17 protein-coding genes are annotated in these 14,863 nt (G+C 60.2%); 13 read left to right on the top strand and 4 right to left on the bottom strand.

The genetic code is table 11. From position 1 onward, the window contains the following. The first annotated feature begins 177 nt into the window (after positions 1 to 177). The 5 genes from ACSSVH_RS18745 (at position 178) to ACSSVH_RS18725 (ending at position 3,947) form a co-directional block, all read left to right on the top strand. Positions 178 to 831 (top strand): TetR/AcrR family transcriptional regulator, encoded by a 654-nt coding sequence (locus ACSSVH_RS18745; protein ID WP_169955218.1) that lies wholly within the window; start codon positions 178 to 180, stop codon positions 829 to 831. A gap of 139 nt (positions 832 to 970) precedes the next feature. Continuing rightward, the gene (locus ACSSVH_RS18740) at positions 971 to 1,939 is read left to right on the top strand and encodes a GTP 3',8-cyclase MoaA (protein ID WP_170056938.1); all 969 of its coding nucleotides are present in this window, start codon (positions 971 to 973) and stop codon (positions 1,937 to 1,939) included. 74 nt (positions 1,940 to 2,013) lie between these two features. Further along, entirely contained in the window at positions 2,014 to 2,619 is a 606-nt protein-coding gene (locus ACSSVH_RS18735; RefSeq protein ID WP_038442470.1) for a DUF4823 domain-containing protein, read from the top strand. A gap of 16 nt (positions 2,620 to 2,635) precedes the next feature. Continuing rightward, positions 2,636 to 3,202: a DUF1285 domain-containing protein gene (locus tag ACSSVH_RS18730; RefSeq protein WP_169955221.1), complete on the top strand. Its 567-nt coding sequence runs from the start codon at positions 2,636 to 2,638 to the stop codon at positions 3,200 to 3,202. Between the two features lie 7 nt (positions 3,203 to 3,209). Beyond that, positions 3,210 to 3,947 carry a class I SAM-dependent methyltransferase gene (locus ACSSVH_RS18725; protein WP_492633597.1) on the top strand — a complete coding sequence of 246 codons (738 nt, stop codon included), beginning with the start codon at positions 3,210 to 3,212 and terminating at the stop codon, positions 3,945 to 3,947. Between the two features lie 50 nt (positions 3,948 to 3,997). Here the strand turns inward: ACSSVH_RS18725 and ACSSVH_RS18720 are convergent, their stop codons facing one another. Both ACSSVH_RS18720 and ACSSVH_RS18715 read right to left on the bottom strand, forming a co-directional pair. Further along, positions 3,998 to 4,258, bottom strand: coding sequence for a hypothetical protein (locus tag ACSSVH_RS18720; protein ID WP_169955223.1), 261 nt, complete (start codon positions 4,256 to 4,258; stop codon positions 3,998 to 4,000). A 52-nt stretch (positions 4,259 to 4,310) separates the two neighbouring features. Further along, the gene (locus tag ACSSVH_RS18715) at positions 4,311 to 4,649 is read right to left on the bottom strand and encodes a hypothetical protein (RefSeq protein ID WP_492633596.1); all 339 of its coding nucleotides are present in this window, start codon (positions 4,647 to 4,649) and stop codon (positions 4,311 to 4,313) included. Between the two features lie 389 nt (positions 4,650 to 5,038). On the opposite strand from ACSSVH_RS18715, the gene ACSSVH_RS18710 reads away from it, so the two are divergent. Together ACSSVH_RS18710 and ACSSVH_RS18705 are read left to right on the top strand one after the other, a co-directional pair. Continuing rightward, the gene (locus ACSSVH_RS18710; RefSeq protein ID WP_169955224.1) at positions 5,039 to 5,518 is read left to right on the top strand and encodes a GNAT family N-acetyltransferase; all 480 of its coding nucleotides are present in this window, start codon (positions 5,039 to 5,041) and stop codon (positions 5,516 to 5,518) included. A gap of 72 nt (positions 5,519 to 5,590) precedes the next feature. Beyond that, on the top strand, positions 5,591 to 6,394 hold the full coding sequence (locus ACSSVH_RS18705) for an IclR family transcriptional regulator (protein WP_169955225.1): 804 nt from the start codon (positions 5,591 to 5,593) through the stop codon (positions 6,392 to 6,394). Here the strand turns inward: ACSSVH_RS18705 and ACSSVH_RS18700 are convergent, their stop codons facing one another. Then, the gene (locus ACSSVH_RS18700) at positions 6,395 to 7,447 is read right to left on the bottom strand and encodes an NAD(P)-dependent alcohol dehydrogenase (protein ID WP_492633595.1); all 1,053 of its coding nucleotides are present in this window, start codon (positions 7,445 to 7,447) and stop codon (positions 6,395 to 6,397) included. Positions 7,448 to 7,629: 182 nt separating this feature from the next. On the opposite strand from ACSSVH_RS18700, the gene ACSSVH_RS18695 reads away from it, so the two are divergent. Next, positions 7,630 to 8,523 (top strand): AraC family transcriptional regulator, encoded by an 894-nt coding sequence (locus ACSSVH_RS18695; RefSeq protein WP_492633594.1) that lies wholly within the window; start codon positions 7,630 to 7,632, stop codon positions 8,521 to 8,523. Positions 8,524 to 8,699: 176 nt separating this feature from the next. Here ACSSVH_RS18695 and ACSSVH_RS18690 read toward each other — a convergent pair whose 3' ends face one another. Next, entirely contained in the window at positions 8,700 to 10,364 is a 1,665-nt protein-coding gene (locus tag ACSSVH_RS18690; RefSeq protein ID WP_492633593.1) for an electron transfer flavoprotein-ubiquinone oxidoreductase, read from the bottom strand. A gap of 556 nt (positions 10,365 to 10,920) precedes the next feature. On the opposite strand from ACSSVH_RS18690, the gene ACSSVH_RS18685 reads away from it, so the two are divergent. From ACSSVH_RS18685 to ACSSVH_RS18665, 5 genes are all read left to right on the top strand, one after another. Then, positions 10,921 to 11,670 carry an electron transfer flavoprotein subunit beta/FixA family protein gene (locus tag ACSSVH_RS18685; protein WP_169955229.1) on the top strand — a complete coding sequence of 250 codons (750 nt, stop codon included), beginning with the start codon at positions 10,921 to 10,923 and terminating at the stop codon, positions 11,668 to 11,670. A 2-nt stretch (positions 11,671 to 11,672) separates the two neighbouring features. Then, positions 11,673 to 12,602 carry an electron transfer flavoprotein subunit alpha/FixB family protein gene (locus ACSSVH_RS18680; protein ID WP_492633592.1) on the top strand — a complete coding sequence of 310 codons (930 nt, stop codon included), beginning with the start codon at positions 11,673 to 11,675 and terminating at the stop codon, positions 12,600 to 12,602. A gap of 82 nt (positions 12,603 to 12,684) precedes the next feature. Then, the gene (locus ACSSVH_RS18675) at positions 12,685 to 13,500 is read left to right on the top strand and encodes a substrate-binding periplasmic protein (RefSeq protein WP_432754493.1); all 816 of its coding nucleotides are present in this window, start codon (positions 12,685 to 12,687) and stop codon (positions 13,498 to 13,500) included. 9 nt (positions 13,501 to 13,509) lie between these two features. Then, complete coding sequence (locus tag ACSSVH_RS18670; RefSeq protein ID WP_169955232.1) at positions 13,510 to 13,866, top strand: DUF4398 domain-containing protein; 357 nt, start codon at positions 13,510 to 13,512, stop codon at positions 13,864 to 13,866. Continuing rightward, on the top strand, positions 13,863 to 14,666 hold the full coding sequence (locus ACSSVH_RS18665) for an OmpA family protein (RefSeq protein WP_169955233.1): 804 nt from the start codon (positions 13,863 to 13,865) through the stop codon (positions 14,664 to 14,666). The genes ACSSVH_RS18670 and ACSSVH_RS18665 overlap by 4 nt, the downstream gene beginning before the upstream one ends. Positions 14,667 to 14,863 lie beyond the last annotated feature (197 nt).

The raw sequence follows: 14,863 nt of genomic DNA, 5'->3' as shown, positions 1-14,863 counted from the left end.
TTTAATTTCTGACCCGCATCGCCTGATTCGTTGGCGCGCTGTAAGTTTAGTGTATGGGTTGTTCATATAGACGTTGCCCAACGACCGTTCAGTCGGGATAATCCCTCGCACCGGGTAAAACGTTCCGTCATCGGGGCATCGAACCCTTCCAATACTGACCTCTGCAGACCTCTTTCTATGCACAAAGAACCCCGTAAGGTCCGTGAGTTTCGCCGCCGTGAGCAGGAAATTCTCGACACCGCGCTCAAATTGTTCCTCGAACAGGGTGAAGACAGCGTCACCGTCGAGATGATTGCGGATGCCGTGGGTATCGGCAAAGGCACCATCTATAAACACTTCAAGTCCAAGGCCGAGATCTACTTGCGCCTGATGCTCGACTACGAGCGCGATTTGAACGAGTTGCTGCACTCGGCCGACGTCGACAAGGATAAGGAAGCGCTGTCCCGGGCGTACTTTGAGTTCCGCATGCGCGACCCGCAGCGCTACCGCCTGTTCGACCGCCTGGAAGAAAAAGTGGTCAAGGGCCACCAGGTGCCGGAAATGGTCGAGGAGTTGCACAAGATCCGTGCCTCGAACTTCGAGCGCCTGACCCTGCTGATCAAGGGCCGCATCAGCGAAGGCAAGCTGGAAGATGTGCCGCCTTATTTCCACTACTGCGCCGCCTGGGCCCTGGTGCATGGCGCGGTGGCGCTGTACCACTCGCCATTCTGGAGCAACGTGCTGGAAGATCAGGAAGGCTTCTTCCAGTTCTTGATGGACATCGGCGTGCGCATGGGCAACAAGCGCAAGCACAGCACCGAGCTGCCGAACCCCGAGACGCCTGCCACATAAGGCATTCACCCGGACAATGACCGGCTGATTTACTGCCCTATGTAGTAACCCAGGAATATACTCAGGCAAGGACCTTGCTAAAATCTGATTTATGAGTCAGGTTTTAGCGCGCCCGAATTATCCGCTGCCGGAGTGATCCATGATCGTTGATCGTCAAGGCAGGCGTTTTCGCAATTTGCGGATCAGCCTGACCTCAGCCTGCAATTACGCCTGTACCTACTGCGTGCCCAACGGCAAGCGGCTGGTGGCTGCGCAGGACGAACTCTCGGCCGAAGCCATGGCGCGTGGCGTGGCCTACCTGATCGAGGCGGCGGGCATCGATCGCCTGCGCATTACCGGCGGCGAGCCATTGGTCAGCCCCAAGCTCGAAACGTTCATGCGGGCCGTCGGGCAGATGGGCTTGAGCGATATCAGCCTGACCACCAATGGCCAGTTACTGGCGCGCAAGTTGCCATTGCTGGTCGATGCCGGCATTCGCCGTATCAATGTGTCCCTTGACACCCTGGATGCCGATGCCTTTCGCGGGATCGCCCGGGGTGGCGACCTGGCCACCGTCCTTGATGGCATGGACCAGGCTCGTGCGGCGGGGATCAAGATCAAGGTCAATATGGTGCCGCTGCGCGGGCAGAACCTCGACCAGGTCATGCCGCTGCTGGAATATTGCCTGGCGCGCGGTTATGAACTGCGTTTTATCGAGTTGATGCGCATGGGCCATCTGGCCAGCGACTCCAACGCCTTCCTGCAGCAATTCGTCAGCCTGCAACAACTGCTGAGCCTGATTGGCGAGCATCACGAATATCTGCAGGCCGACGCCCCTGTGGACGCCACCGCCGTGCGTTATGAAATTCCCGGCCAGGGCTTCTTCGGCGTGATCGCCAATGAAAGCGTGCCGTTTTGCCGAACCTGTTCGCGCCTGCGGCTGTCTTCCACGGGGTGGCTGCACGGCTGCCTTTCGTCGAGCAACCGGCACTATGTCGGCGACCTGTTGGACAAGCCGCGCCACCAGGCCCTGCCGGCGTTACAAGGGTTGCTGGTCAAGGCCTTGGGCGATAAGCAGGAAGTGGCGTTTTCAGGCGGGGCGACGGTGATGAAGATCATTGGCGGCTAGCCAGGCAAGCTGGCGCAAAATCTGCATCTTGTGCCCATTCGCCGGTTTTCCGTCACCGGCCTCTGGAGGATAGGATGCGTAGTCTGGTTTTGTTGCTGGCGTCGTTCGCGCTGGGTGGCTGCATGACAGTCAGCGATATGGCCGAAGGCACTCGCTATCAGATGAGCGATGCCGGCTTGCTGGACCACAGCGATACCCGCCGTTCCAACTCGGTTCGCATTCAGCCCGATTCCTTTGTGTTTATCGCCCAGGGCGCGTTCACGCCGCCGGGCAGTGCCTATCCGCGGCCCAATGTGGTGGCCGAAGAAGCCTTCAACGGTTTCATCGAATACTTCCCCATGGTCCGCCGCGCCCGCGCCCCGGAAGGCCTGGAGCAGGCCATGGCCGAAGCCCGCGAGGTAGGCGCCCATTACCTGTTGTATACGCGGTTCGCCAAGGCCGATGATCGCATCGGCAATGCGGATGAGTGGGCCGACCAGGAAGCCCTCGACCGGCTGGGTGTCGACAGCGGTGTGATCCAGATCATGTTGATCGAGACCAGCACCCAGTATTTGATCGATACTGCACGGATCCGCAGTCGTGGCGGTTTACTGACGTTCCACGACAACAAACCCGAAGATTTGCTTGGCCCACCGCTGCGCCAGTACGCCCGCAGCCTGCTGGGCATGAGCGACCAATAATTCAAAGGAGAACAGCATGACGGGTTCGGCCAAGGCCAATGATTTGTTGGCACAGTTGCCCAAGGGCAAGGGACCGGCACCGGTTCACCTGTGGAACCCGGATTTCTGTGGCGATATCGACATGCGTATTGCCCGTGATGGCACCTGGTATTACCTGGGCACGCCCATCGGGCGCAAACCGATGGTCAAGCTGTTCTCCAATATCATCCGCCGCGATGGCGATGATTACTTTCTGATCACACCGGTGGAAAAGGTTGGGATCAAGGTGGATGACGCGCCTTTTGTGGCGGTGTCGCTGGAGGTCGAGGGGCAGGGCGAAAGCCAGCTCCTGCGGTTTACCTCCAATGTCGAAGACCTGATCGAAGCCGGCCCGGCGCACCCGCTACGGGTGGTGATCGATCCCCACACCCAGGAACCTTCGCCCTACGTGCTGGTGCGCAACAACCTTGAGGCACTGGTCCATCGCAACGTGTTCTACCAATTGGTGGACTTGGCGGTGACGCGCCAGATCGAAGGCGAGAGTTGGCTGGGCATCTGGAGTGGCGGGGTGTTCTTTTCGATAGGCCTGGAGCCCAGGGATTGATACTGGCATGACGCAGAATATCTACGATACCCCGGCCTTTTTCGCTGGCTACAGTCAAATGGGCCGCTCCCTGCAAGGGTTGGCAGGCGCGCCGGAATGGCCCGCGTTGCAGGCGTTGTTACCGCCGATGCGGGGCTTGCAGGTGGTGGACCTGGGCTGTGGTTATGGCTGGTTCAGCCGCTGGGCCCAGGAGCAGGGCGCCGAACAGGTGCTGGGGCTGGACGTCTCACAGAAGATGCTGGCGCGGGCGAAGGAAATGACGTCATCCTCGGCCATTACTTATGCCATTGCCGACCTCGAGCAACTTGATCTGCCCGGTGCTGCTTACGACTTGGCCTACAGCTCGCTGGCCTTTCACTACATCGCCGACCTGCCCGGGCTGTTTGCCCGCATTCATAGGGCCTTGAAACCGGGAGGGTGGCTGGTTTTTTCCATCGAGCACCCGATCTTCATGGCACCCCGCCAGCCGGGCTGGCAGGTCGATGAGCAAGGCCGCAGAAGCTGGCCGCTGGACAGTTATCAATTGGAAGGTCCGCGGGTCACCGACTGGCTGGCCAAGGGCGTGATCAAGCAGCACCGTACCCTAGGCACTCTGCTCAACCTGTTGATCAAGGCAGGCTTAAGCCTGGGCCATATTGAAGAATGGGGCCCGAGTGCCGCGGACCTTGTGGCCCGGCCTGAGTTGGCGGAGGAGCTGGAGCGGCCGATGATGTTGCTGGTGGCTGCGCAACGCCCAACGCTGTAGGCAATGCCTGACGAGGGGCGTTGCGCAGCCTCGCCAGGGCTCGACAGCCGTTACGGTTGGCTTTCCAGCTTGCGGGCGGCGTCCACGCCAGAGGCCGTCAGTTTGATCGGCAGGTGCAGCGCGTGTTCGCCGGCCTCGTTGCAGGTCACATGGCCTTCCTTGATCAGTCCACGGTCCTGAAGGGTGGCCAGGGTGCTGGCCACGACTTTTTCGCCCCGGTAGTTATCCAGCACCTCCTTACCCAAACCATTCGGGTGCGCGTGCAGCAGGCGGGTGAGGACTTCTTTCTCCAGGTTTTTATCGACGTTCATGCATACCTCTCAGGGTCAGTGGTGGGGTAGTGTTCGTCTGTCGGCCAAGGGGTCAAGGTTGTTTCGGTGCGCCCGGCAGGTTGTCATCGTTGCCGCTTGGGGCGGCATTCTTGCCGGGGCCGATCTTGCCGTTCTCCACATCGGTACCCAGGCCCTGGCGGTTGCCGTCATTGCCTTGGGTGCGGGGGTCGGCACCGTTCTGGATGATGGCTCCGCCATTGGTATCCAGGCCGGTGCCCATGGAGTCTTTGCTCTCTTGGGTGGCAGGGTTGGGCGGGCTGCCAATCGGGTCGGTCTTGCCGGTGGAAGGGTCGGACGCGGCGAAGCTGCCCAGGGAAATCGCAGACAGCAAACCGGCGAGGGCGAGGGCAGTCACTTTGGAAGTATTCATGGTGGAGCCTCCATAGGAATAAAGTCCTTACCTTAGGTTGGTCCGCCCGCTCATATTGTTGGTGCCTGGATCACGACGAACGGTGTCAGCTCACCTGTAAGATTTTGTGTTTCGAAGCCCGGCGCCAGATCAGGCGCGCCAGCGTAATCAGCCAATTGCGCAAGGCGATGCAGAATTTTCCGCCAACGGTAGCAGTGGGGGGCATGGGCAAACCTGGGCGTCTGTTGGATTTATGGCGGACTTTTTACCACGCGCGATTGCACCATTTGTTCTGCGGTTACAGGTGCCAACATTGCTGCAGTTACGGAGTAACTGCGTGCATAAAACCCTGCAAACGGTTATCAAAGGGCCTTAGTATGTGTCCTTTATTTTTAGCCGCAGGCCTGTTCATGACCATCGAGATTCGTCCCGCCGTGCCCAGCGATGCTGCGCAGATCCTGACCTTCATTACCGAGCTGGCCGAATACGAAAAGGCTCGCCACGAAGTGATCGCCGGCGTGGTGGACATCGAACGCAGCCTGTTCAGTGAAGGCGCTACCGCCCATGGCCTGATCTGCCTGCGTGACGGCTTGCCGATCGGGTTTGCGGTGTTCTTCTTCAGCTATTCCACCTGGCTGGGCAGCAACTGCCTGTACCTGGAAGACCTGTACATCAACCCGGAACAGCGCGGCGGCGGGGCGGGCAAGAAGTTGCTGCGCCACCTGGCAAAGATCGCCTACGACAATGGCTGTGGGCGCTTCGAATGGAGCGTTCTGGACTGGAACGAGCCGGCCATTGCCTTCTACAAATCCATCGGCGCCCAACCCCAGGAAGAATGGGTGCGCTACCGCATGGAAGGCGATGCGCTGCGTGAGTTTGCCCAAGGCTGAGATCGGCCCTGTCTTGCGGCCCGGCATTTGCCATAATGGCCGCCGCTTTCGCATTTCTAGATAGGCCCAAACATGCAGGAAAACCCAGCGATCCCCGCCAAAGACCCCGCGCCCACCGGCACCCAGACCTTGCTGCGCGGCCTGGGCGTGGTGCAGGCGGTGGCGGCGGGTGCGCGGGATCTCAAGGAGATTGCCCGGCGCATCGGGACCACCCGCAGCACCACGCATCGCCTGGCCAGTTGCCTGGTGGACGAGCGTTACCTGCGAGTGGTCCCGCAAGTCGGTTACCTGTTGGGGCCCAAGCTGATCGAGTTGGGGTTCCAGGCGCGGGAAGAACTGCCGCTGGTGACGCTGGCGATACCCTATCTGGATGAACTGTCGGCGCTGACCGGCGACACCATCCACCTGGCAATCCGTGAGTACGACGAGGTGCTGTACCTGCACAAGAATCCTGGGCGCAATGGCCCGGAAATGCGTTCCCGCGTCGGTCACCGCATGCCCCTGGCGCGCACCGGGATCGGCAAGGCCTTGCTGCTCGATGACACGCCAGAAGAATGGCAGCGCCTGTATCAGGCCAGCTTGCCGATAGGCGGGAAAAACCTGCACTGGCCGCAGCACCCGGAGCAATCCTGGGAGCAGTTCGAGCAGCGCATGAAAGAGTATGTGGCGGGCGGCTATGCCTTCGATCTGGAAGACAACGAGCCGTCGATCCGCTGTGTGGCCGCACCCGTGCGCGATGCCAGCCGACGGATTATCGCCGGCATCAGCATCGCCAGTACGGTGCCCTACATGCCGCTGGAAAAAATGGCCGAGCTGATTCCTGTGGTCAAACAGGTCGCGGCCCGGCTGTCAGCGGAGTTGGGGGCCAAGGCCTGATCAGGCCTTCAAGGTGGCCATGTCGATCACGAAACGGTACTTCACGTCGCCGGCAATCATGCGCGCAAAGGCTTCGTTGATCTGACGGATATCGAGCATTTCGATGTCGCAGGTAATGCCGTGTTCGGCGCAGAAATCCAGGACTTCCTGGGTTTCGGCAATGCCGCCGATCAGCGAGCCGGCCAGGACTTTACGACCCAAGACCAGCTTGGCGGCATTGACCGGCGGGTCGACCGGTTCGATCAGTCCCACCAGGATATGCACGCCATCAAAACGCAGGACATCGAGGTAGGGGTTCAGATCGTGCTGCACCGGGATGGTGTCCAGCAGGAAGTCGAAACTGCCGGCTGCGGCCTTCATCTGCTCGGCATCGGTGGACACGATCACATGATCAGCGCCTTGGCGACGGCCTTCCTCGGCCTTGCTCGCCGAGCGGGTGAACAGCGTGACTTCGGCGCCCATGGCCTTGGCAAACTTGATGCCCATATGGCCCAGGCCACCCATGCCGAGAATCCCGACTTTGTCGCCCGCCTTTACCCCGTAGTGCTTGAGCGGCGAGTAGGTGGTGATGCCCGCGCAGAGGAGCGGTGCGGCGCTGGCCAGGTCGAGCTTGGCCGGAATCTTCACCACGAAGTGTTCGCTGACCACGATGCTGTCGGAGTAGCCGCCCATGGTGTTGCTGCCGTCCACGCGATCCAAGGTGGCGTAGGTCATGGTCGGGCCTTCGAGGCAGTATTGCTCCAGGTCTGATTTGCACGCTTGGCAGTGGCGGCACGAATCCACCATGCAGCCCACGCCGACCAGGTCGCCAACCTTATGGGCGGTGACGCTGGCGCCGACAGCAGTGACCTTGCCGACAATCTCGTGGCCCGGCATCAATGGGTACACGGCGATACCCCATTCGTTGCGCGCCTGGTGGATGTCGGAGTGGCAGACGCCGCAGTACAGGATTTCGATTGCCACGTCATCGGCGCGCGGGCTGCGACGCTCGAAGGACATGGGGGCGAGGGGAGTGGTGGCCGACTGGGCGGCGTAGCCGATGGCGGTGTACATGGTGAAAACCTCGCAAAAGCTTGGGCGGGAGAGGTGGCGAATTCTGCGCGTGGACCCTGTGGGCGAACATGGCAAATGCTCCGAGTCTCATGCCTATTCGTCCGGGAGTGCCCGTGGATTGGATTCATTGGCCGCCAGACCTGCGATGATGTTCCTATCCCTTTTTCGCGAAGTTTTTTGCCATGTTGTTGACCCGCCATCTCGATGCCAACGCTGCGCTGGTTTCCTTGATTGAGGGGCTTACGCCCTGCGACGGTTTCTCCCCGACCCATCTGGCGGGCGTGAAGGTGCTGCGCGCCAGTTGCGACGTGGCGCGCGGGCCGCAGATCTATGAGCCGAGCCTGATGTTCGTGGCCCAGGGCAGCAAGCTCGCCTACCTGGGGCCGCGTACCCTGGAATACGGCGCCGGGCATTACCTGATCCAGGCGATGCCGGTGCCGTTCGAGTGCGAGACGTTTGCCATGGCCGCCGATGCCCCGCTGTATGGCGTTACTGTAGGTATTGATCGGGTGGTGCTGGGTGAATTGGTGATGGCCATGGGCATGCAGGCCGGCCCGCCACCGGCGGCGCAGACCCTGGAGTCGATGAGCTCGGTGGTGCTCGATGACGCGATGCGTGGTTGCGTCGAGCGACTGTTGCAGTGTCTGCACGATCCACTGGAAGCCCGGATCATGGGGCCGGCACGAGTGCGGGAATTATTGTTTTGCGCCTTGCGCGGGCCACAGGCCGATGTGCTGCGGGCCCTGGTGGAACAGCAGGGGCAGTTCTCGCGGATTGCCACCTCATTGAATCACCTGCATGCCCATTACGCCGAACCCTTGAACATCGAGACCCTGGCCGGTTATGCGCATATGAGTGCGTCGACATTCCATGAGCACTTCAAGCGCTGCACCTTGTTGTCGCCGGTGCAGTACCTCAAGCGCTTGCGCCTGCTCAAGGCCCAGCAGTTGTTGCTGGCACAAGGCATGGGGGTAGCGCAGGCGGCGCATAACGTGGGGTATCAGAGTACGTCGCAGTTCAGTCGGGAATATAAGCGCTATTTCCTGCGCAACCCTGGTGAAGAGCGAGCGGCATAAATCCCGGAGATACCTCTATCCAAATGTGGGAGCGGGCTTGCTCGCGAAGGCGGTGTGTCAGGTTAATAATTCTTAACTGACACACCGCCTTCGCGAGCAAGCCCGCTCCCACATTAGATTTGTGTCGGCCATAAAAAAGGCTCTCCAGTGGAGAGCCTCATGTTCAAGCAGATGGCTTACATATTCGGGTAAGTCGGCCCACCCGCGCCTTCCGGCGTAACCCACGTGATGTTCTGCGAAGGGTCCTTGATGTCGCAGGTCTTGCAGTGCACGCAGTTCTGGGCATTGATCTGGAAGCGTTTCTCACCGTCTTCCTGGGTGATCACTTCGTACACGCCAGCCGGGCAGTAGCGTTGCGCGGGCTCATCGTAGAGCGGCAGGTTGGTGCCGATGGGGATGCTCGGGTCCTTGAGCTTCAGGTGGCACGGCTGCTCTTCTTCATGGTTGGTGCTGGAGAGGAACACCGAGCTCAGCTTGTCGAAGCTCAGCTTGCCGTCGGGCTTGGGGTAATCGATCTTCTGGCTGTCCTTGGCCAGCTTGAGGCAGGCGTAGTCCGGCTTGGTGTCGTGCAGGGTGAACGGCATTTTGCCGCCGAGGATGTTCTGGTCGAACCAGTTGAAGCCGGCACCGATGATCGGGCCGAACTTGTGCATCGCCGGGCCGAAGTTACGGGTGGCAAACAGTTCTTCGTAGAGCCAGCTGGCTTTGAAGCTGTCGACGTAGGCGGTCAGTTCATCGCCGCCTTCGGACTCGGCGAACAGGCGATCAGCCACCGCATCTGCGGCGAGCATGCCGGACTTCATCGCGGTGTGGCTGCCCTTGATCTTGGCGACGTTCATCGTGCCCAGGTCGCAACCGATCAGGGCGCCGCCCTTGAATACCATCTTCGGCAGCGAGTTGATGCCGCCCTTGGCCAGGGCGCGCGCGCCGTAGCTGATGCGCTTGCCGCCTTCCAGGTACTGGGCCAGCACCGGGTGATGCTTGAGGCGCTGGAACTCATCGAACGGCGACAGGAAGGTGTTGCTGTAGGACAGGTCGACGATCAGGCCTACCACCACCTGGTTGTTTTCCAGGTGATAGAGGAACGAGCCACCGGTGTTCTCGTTGCTCATGATGTCCAGCGGCCAGCCGGCGGTGTGGACCACCAGGCCTGGTTGATGCTTGGCCGGGTCGATTTCCCAGATTTCCTTGAGACCGATGCCGTAGTGCTGTGCGTCGGCGTCGCTGTCCAGGTTGAAGCGCTGGATCAGTTGTTTGCCCAAGTGCCCACGGCAGCCTTCGGCGAACAGTGTGTACTTGCCGCGCAGTTCCATGCCGGGGGTGTACAGGCCTTCCTTTGGGTGGCCTTCACGGTCGACGCCGAGGTCGCCGGTGATGATCCCGCGCACTACGCCGTTTTCGTCGAACAGTACTTCCTGGGCCGCGAAGCCCGGGTAGATTTCCACGCCCAGGTTCTCTGCCTGCTGGGCCAGCCAGCGGCACAAGTTGCCCAGGGAGATGATGTAGTTGCCTTCGTTGTGCATGGTCTTGGGCACAAAGAAGTCTGGAACCTTGGTGGAGCTGTCGCTGCTGCGCAGTACATAGATGTCGTCGCGCACCACCGGGGTGTTGAGCGGGGCGCCCAGTTCTTTCCAGTCCGGGAACAATTCATTCAGGGCGCGTGGTTCAAACACGGCACCGGACAGGATATGTGCACCGACTTCGGAGCCTTTTTCGACCACGCAGACGCTGATTTCCTTACCGGCTTCGGCGGCCTTCTGCTTCAGTCGGCAGGCGGCAGACAGGCCCGACGGCCCTGCGCCGACGATGACCACGTCGAATTCCATGTATTCGCGTTCCACAGGCTATCTCCTACTCAAGGCTCAACAGTTTTTTTTCTAATGGGTGGAGGTTCGGTGTTTTATCTGTCGTCTTCTGCGCCAATTTCTTACAAAGGGGCAGGGGACGACCCACCTTTCTCTCTAGGTGGCGCATTATATCTACACCACTCTCAGCGTCCAATACAAACGTTTGTTTGAATTGCCCGCGAGCTAGGTAAATCAAAGCAACGCGGCTTATATCTGACCATTTTGCTGTATTGACCGGAAAAGGTGTTCCGGTCAATATACGGTCGGTTTTGCGCTTCTCGTAGGCGGACTGCCGGTTTCAAGGCCACGTCCAAAGACAAGGCAATGCTCTTACAGGTTGACGCGCACGTAATGCTGGCGCGCAGTTTACACGTTGCGACGATGAATGACTTGTCAGTCACCGCTGACGAACGGTCTTTATTATTGAGTACGTGCAACGTCACCTGTCATGACGGCCTGCGTTTTTAGAGGTGCCCTTGTGCGCCGTTGAGCATCTACCGCCAGGTTTATCCGGGCGGCTTCCTTTTCACCGGAGAGTAACGAGGAATCCATGAAGGTTCTTGTAGCTGTCAAACGCGTTGTCGATTACAACGTGAAAGTTCGCGTCAAGGCGGACAATTCCGGCGTCGATCTGGCTAACGTCAAAATGTCGATGAACCCCTTCTGCGAAATCGCCGTGGAAGAAGCCGTACGCCTGAAAGAAAAAGGTGTTGCGACTGAAATCGTCGTCGTTTCCATCGGTCCGACCACTGCTCAAGAGCAGCTGCGTACCGCCCTGGCGCTGGGTGCCGATCGCGCCGTTCTCGTCGAATCCGCTGAAGACCTGACTTCGCTGGCCGTTGCCAAGCTGCTCAAGGCCGTTGTCGACAAGGAACAGCCGCAGCTGGTAATCCTCGGCAAACAAGCCATCGACAGCGACAACAACCAGACTGGCCAGATGCTGGCTGCACTGACCGGTTACGGCCAGGGCACCTTCGCCTCGAAAGTCGAAGTGTCTGGCGACAGCGTTGCCGTGACCCGTGAAATCGATGGCGGCGCGCAGACCGTTTCGCTGAAACTGCCGGCCATCGTCACCACCGACCTGCGTTTGAACGAGCCGCGTTATGCGTCCCTGCCAAACATCATGAAAGCCAAGAAGAAGCCGCTTGAAGTGCTGACTCCGGATGCTTTGGGCGTTTCCACCGCCTCCACCAACAAGACCGTCAAAGTCGAAGCGCCAGCTGCACGCAGCGCGGGTATCAAGGTCAAGTCGGTGGCTGAACTGGTCGAGAAACTGAAAAACGAAGCGAAGGTGATCTGATCATGACTATCCTCGTAATCGCCGAACACGATAACAAGGTGCTGGCCCCGGCCACCCTGAACACCGTTGCCGCTGCTGCGAAAATCGGTGGTGATATCCACGTCCTGGTCGCCGGCCAGAACGTGGGTGCCGTGGCTGAAGCCGCCGCGAAAATTGCTGGCGTGAGCAAAGTACTGGCCGCCGACAACGCTGCCTACGAGCATCAGTTGCCTGAAAACGTTGCGCCACTGGTTGCAGAACTGGGCGCTGGCTACAGCCACATCCTGGCTGCCGCTACCTCCAACGGCAAAAACATCCTGCCGCGCGTTGCTGCGCAGTTGGACGTTGACCAGATCTCCGAGATCGTTTCGGTCGAAAGCGCCGACACCTTCAAGCGCCCGATCTACGCCGGTAACGCCATTGCCACCGTGCAATCGACCGCCGCCATCAAAGTGATCACCGTGCGCGCCACCGGTTTCGACCCGGTTGCAGCTGAAGGTGGTTCGGCTGCCGTTGAAGCGGTGGCTGCTGTCCACAACGCTGGCACTTCCAGCTTTGTTGGCGAAGAGCTGGCCAAGTCGGATCGTCCTGAGCTGACCGCTGCCAAGATCGTCGTTTCCGGCGGGCGTGGCATGCAGAACGGTGACAACTTCAAGCACCTGTATGCCCTGGCCGACAAGCTGGGCGCTGCGGTCGGCGCCTCCCGCGCGGCCGTCGATGCAGGTTTTGTACCCAACGACATGCAGGTCGGCCAGACCGGCAAAATTGTCGCGCCACAGCTGTACATCGCGGTCGGTATCTCCGGCGCGATCCAGCACTTGGCCGGTATGAAAGACTCCAAAGTGATCGTTGCGATCAACAAGGACGAAGAAGCACCGATCTTCCAGGTGGCTGATTACGGCCTGGTGGCGGACTTGTTCGAAGCCGTACCTGAGTTGGAGAAGCTGGTCTAAACCAGCCGCTTCACTTATAAAGAGCCCGGTCTTATGACCGGGCTTTTTTTTGCACGCAACTATTTGATCGGGAAACCACGCCATGGAACTGCGCCGCTGGACTGTACTGCTGGGCCTGTCACTGCTGCCGACCTTGTCTGTCGCGGCCGGCAAATGCGAGCGCCTGGTCGTGACCGGCAGCCCGGATGCGCCGCCCTATCTGTGGCGCGACCCGCAAGCCCCCACCCACCTGATCGGCGCCAACGCCGATGTGTTGCAGCAAGTGGCCAAGGACCTGGGACTGAAAATCGACCTGCTATACGGCGGCAAGCGTTCCCTGGCCCTTGAAGAAGTGCGCAGCGGGCGCATGGACATGTTGGTCGATGCGCCGTTGAGTGTCAGCGAACTGGAGACCCTGGACTACATCCACCCGGCGCTGATGCAGGCCGATTATCGGGTGTGGACCCGCGTTGACTCGCCCCTGGTCTATACCAGCGCGGCCGACCTGCATGGCCACAAGGGAGCAGTCTCGGAGCGGGCGCGCCTGTCCCCTGAATTTGAAGCCTTTGCCAGCGAACACCTGACCCTGGAACGCCTGCCAACCGTGACCCCGGCCTTGCAGAAACTGCTGCTGGGCGAAGTGGACTACGTGCTGGCCGGACGTTACTCCGGTATGGCCATGGCCCAGACCCTGGGCATGAGCAAAGACCTGCTGGCCCGGGAACTGCCGATTGACCAGCCGGGGCTGTTCCTGGCGATTTCCCACAACTCGGCCTGCAATGATCCGTGGTTGCGCGGACAGCTCGCCAAAAAGATGACAGAATTGGCCGCGTCCGGTCTGACGGAAGCCGCGTTGCAGCGCAATATCGAACGCTGGAAGACGCAGTTGCAGCAACCCGTCGGTACCCCAACAAAGTAGGGATTTTTAGTGACTATTCGACCTCTTTTCGCCGCCCTCGCCGTAGTAACGCTGGCGGGCTGTGCCGCAGATCCTGCGCCGAATGAGCAAATGCGCCTGACCCAGCAAGCCTTGGAGCAAGCCGCCGCCGTGGGGGCCGTGGCTGACGACGTGCCCGAGTTGAAACTCGCCGAGACGAAGCTGGCCCAGGCCAAGGCCGACATGGCTGACCAATCCTACAAGGATGCCCGCATGCAGGCTGAACAGGCCGAACTGGATGCCCGCCTGGCGGAGGCGCGGGTGCTGACGCAAAAGAGTCAGGAACAGTTGAATGTCCTCGAGACCCGTATCACCCGCCTGCGCAAACAGCTGGGAGATGCCCAATGATCCGTCTGACATGTGGGCTGCTGTTGAGCAGCGTGGTGCTCGCCGGCTGTGCCAGCCACCCCAATAGCGATATCGCGTTGCAGCAGGCTGGCAGCGACTTCCAGAAGGTCAAGGAAGACTCCAACGTGCTGCGCATCGCGCCCAAGGACGTGATCCGCGCCGGTGAATCCCTGGCCCGCGCCGACCGCCTGTCCAGCTACTGGGGCAGCGGTGGCGACGTGGTGCATTACGCCTACTTGAGCCAGCGCTACAGCGCGATTGCCCGCGAGCATACCGAGTTGGTGCTCAACGAAGAGCGTGCGGCCAAGCTCGAACTGGAGCGCCAACGCCTGCAATTGGCGCTGCGCGAGGCCAAGTTGTTGAGCGTGCAGCAACAGGGCAAGTGGCTCGAAGAGCAAATTGCCAGCCTGACAACCACCCAGACCGATCGCGGCCTGGTGATGACCCTGGGCGACGTGCTGTTCGACACCGGCCAGGCAGAACTGAAAAACTCGGCTAACCGTACAGTGTTGAAGATCGTGCAATTCCTGCAACTGAACCCCAAGCGGGTAGTGCGGATCGAGGGCTACACCGACAGTACCGGCGGCGAGCAGGAAAACCTCAAACTGTCCCGCGACCGGGCGCAGGCCGTGGCGGATGTACTGGTTGACCTGGGCATTGATGACAAACGCATCCAGGTAGAAGGTTATGGCGATCAGTATCCGGTGGAAGTGAATGCTTCCGAACGGGGGCGTGCGCAGAACCGGCGTGTGGAAATCGTCTTTTCCGACGACAAGGGCCAGCTCGGCGCTGCGCGCTGAATCTCAGTTCTTGTGGGAGCTGGCAAGCCAGCTTCCCCAGGGAATATGCCGTGTGTCTCGCCCCGCAACCCGATCCTCGATCGGGTTTTTCATGCCTGCAATTGCCTTCTCAACCCATACAGTTTTTTCTATCACTGGCACCCATCCTCGACTATTGTGGCAACTGTCCCCGTACACTTCTAAACTGTGCCGGTATG

The sequence above is a fragment of the Pseudomonas sp. HC1(2025) genome, assembly GCF_058742075.1.
This window is presented reverse-complemented; position numbering and strand designations above follow the sequence as displayed.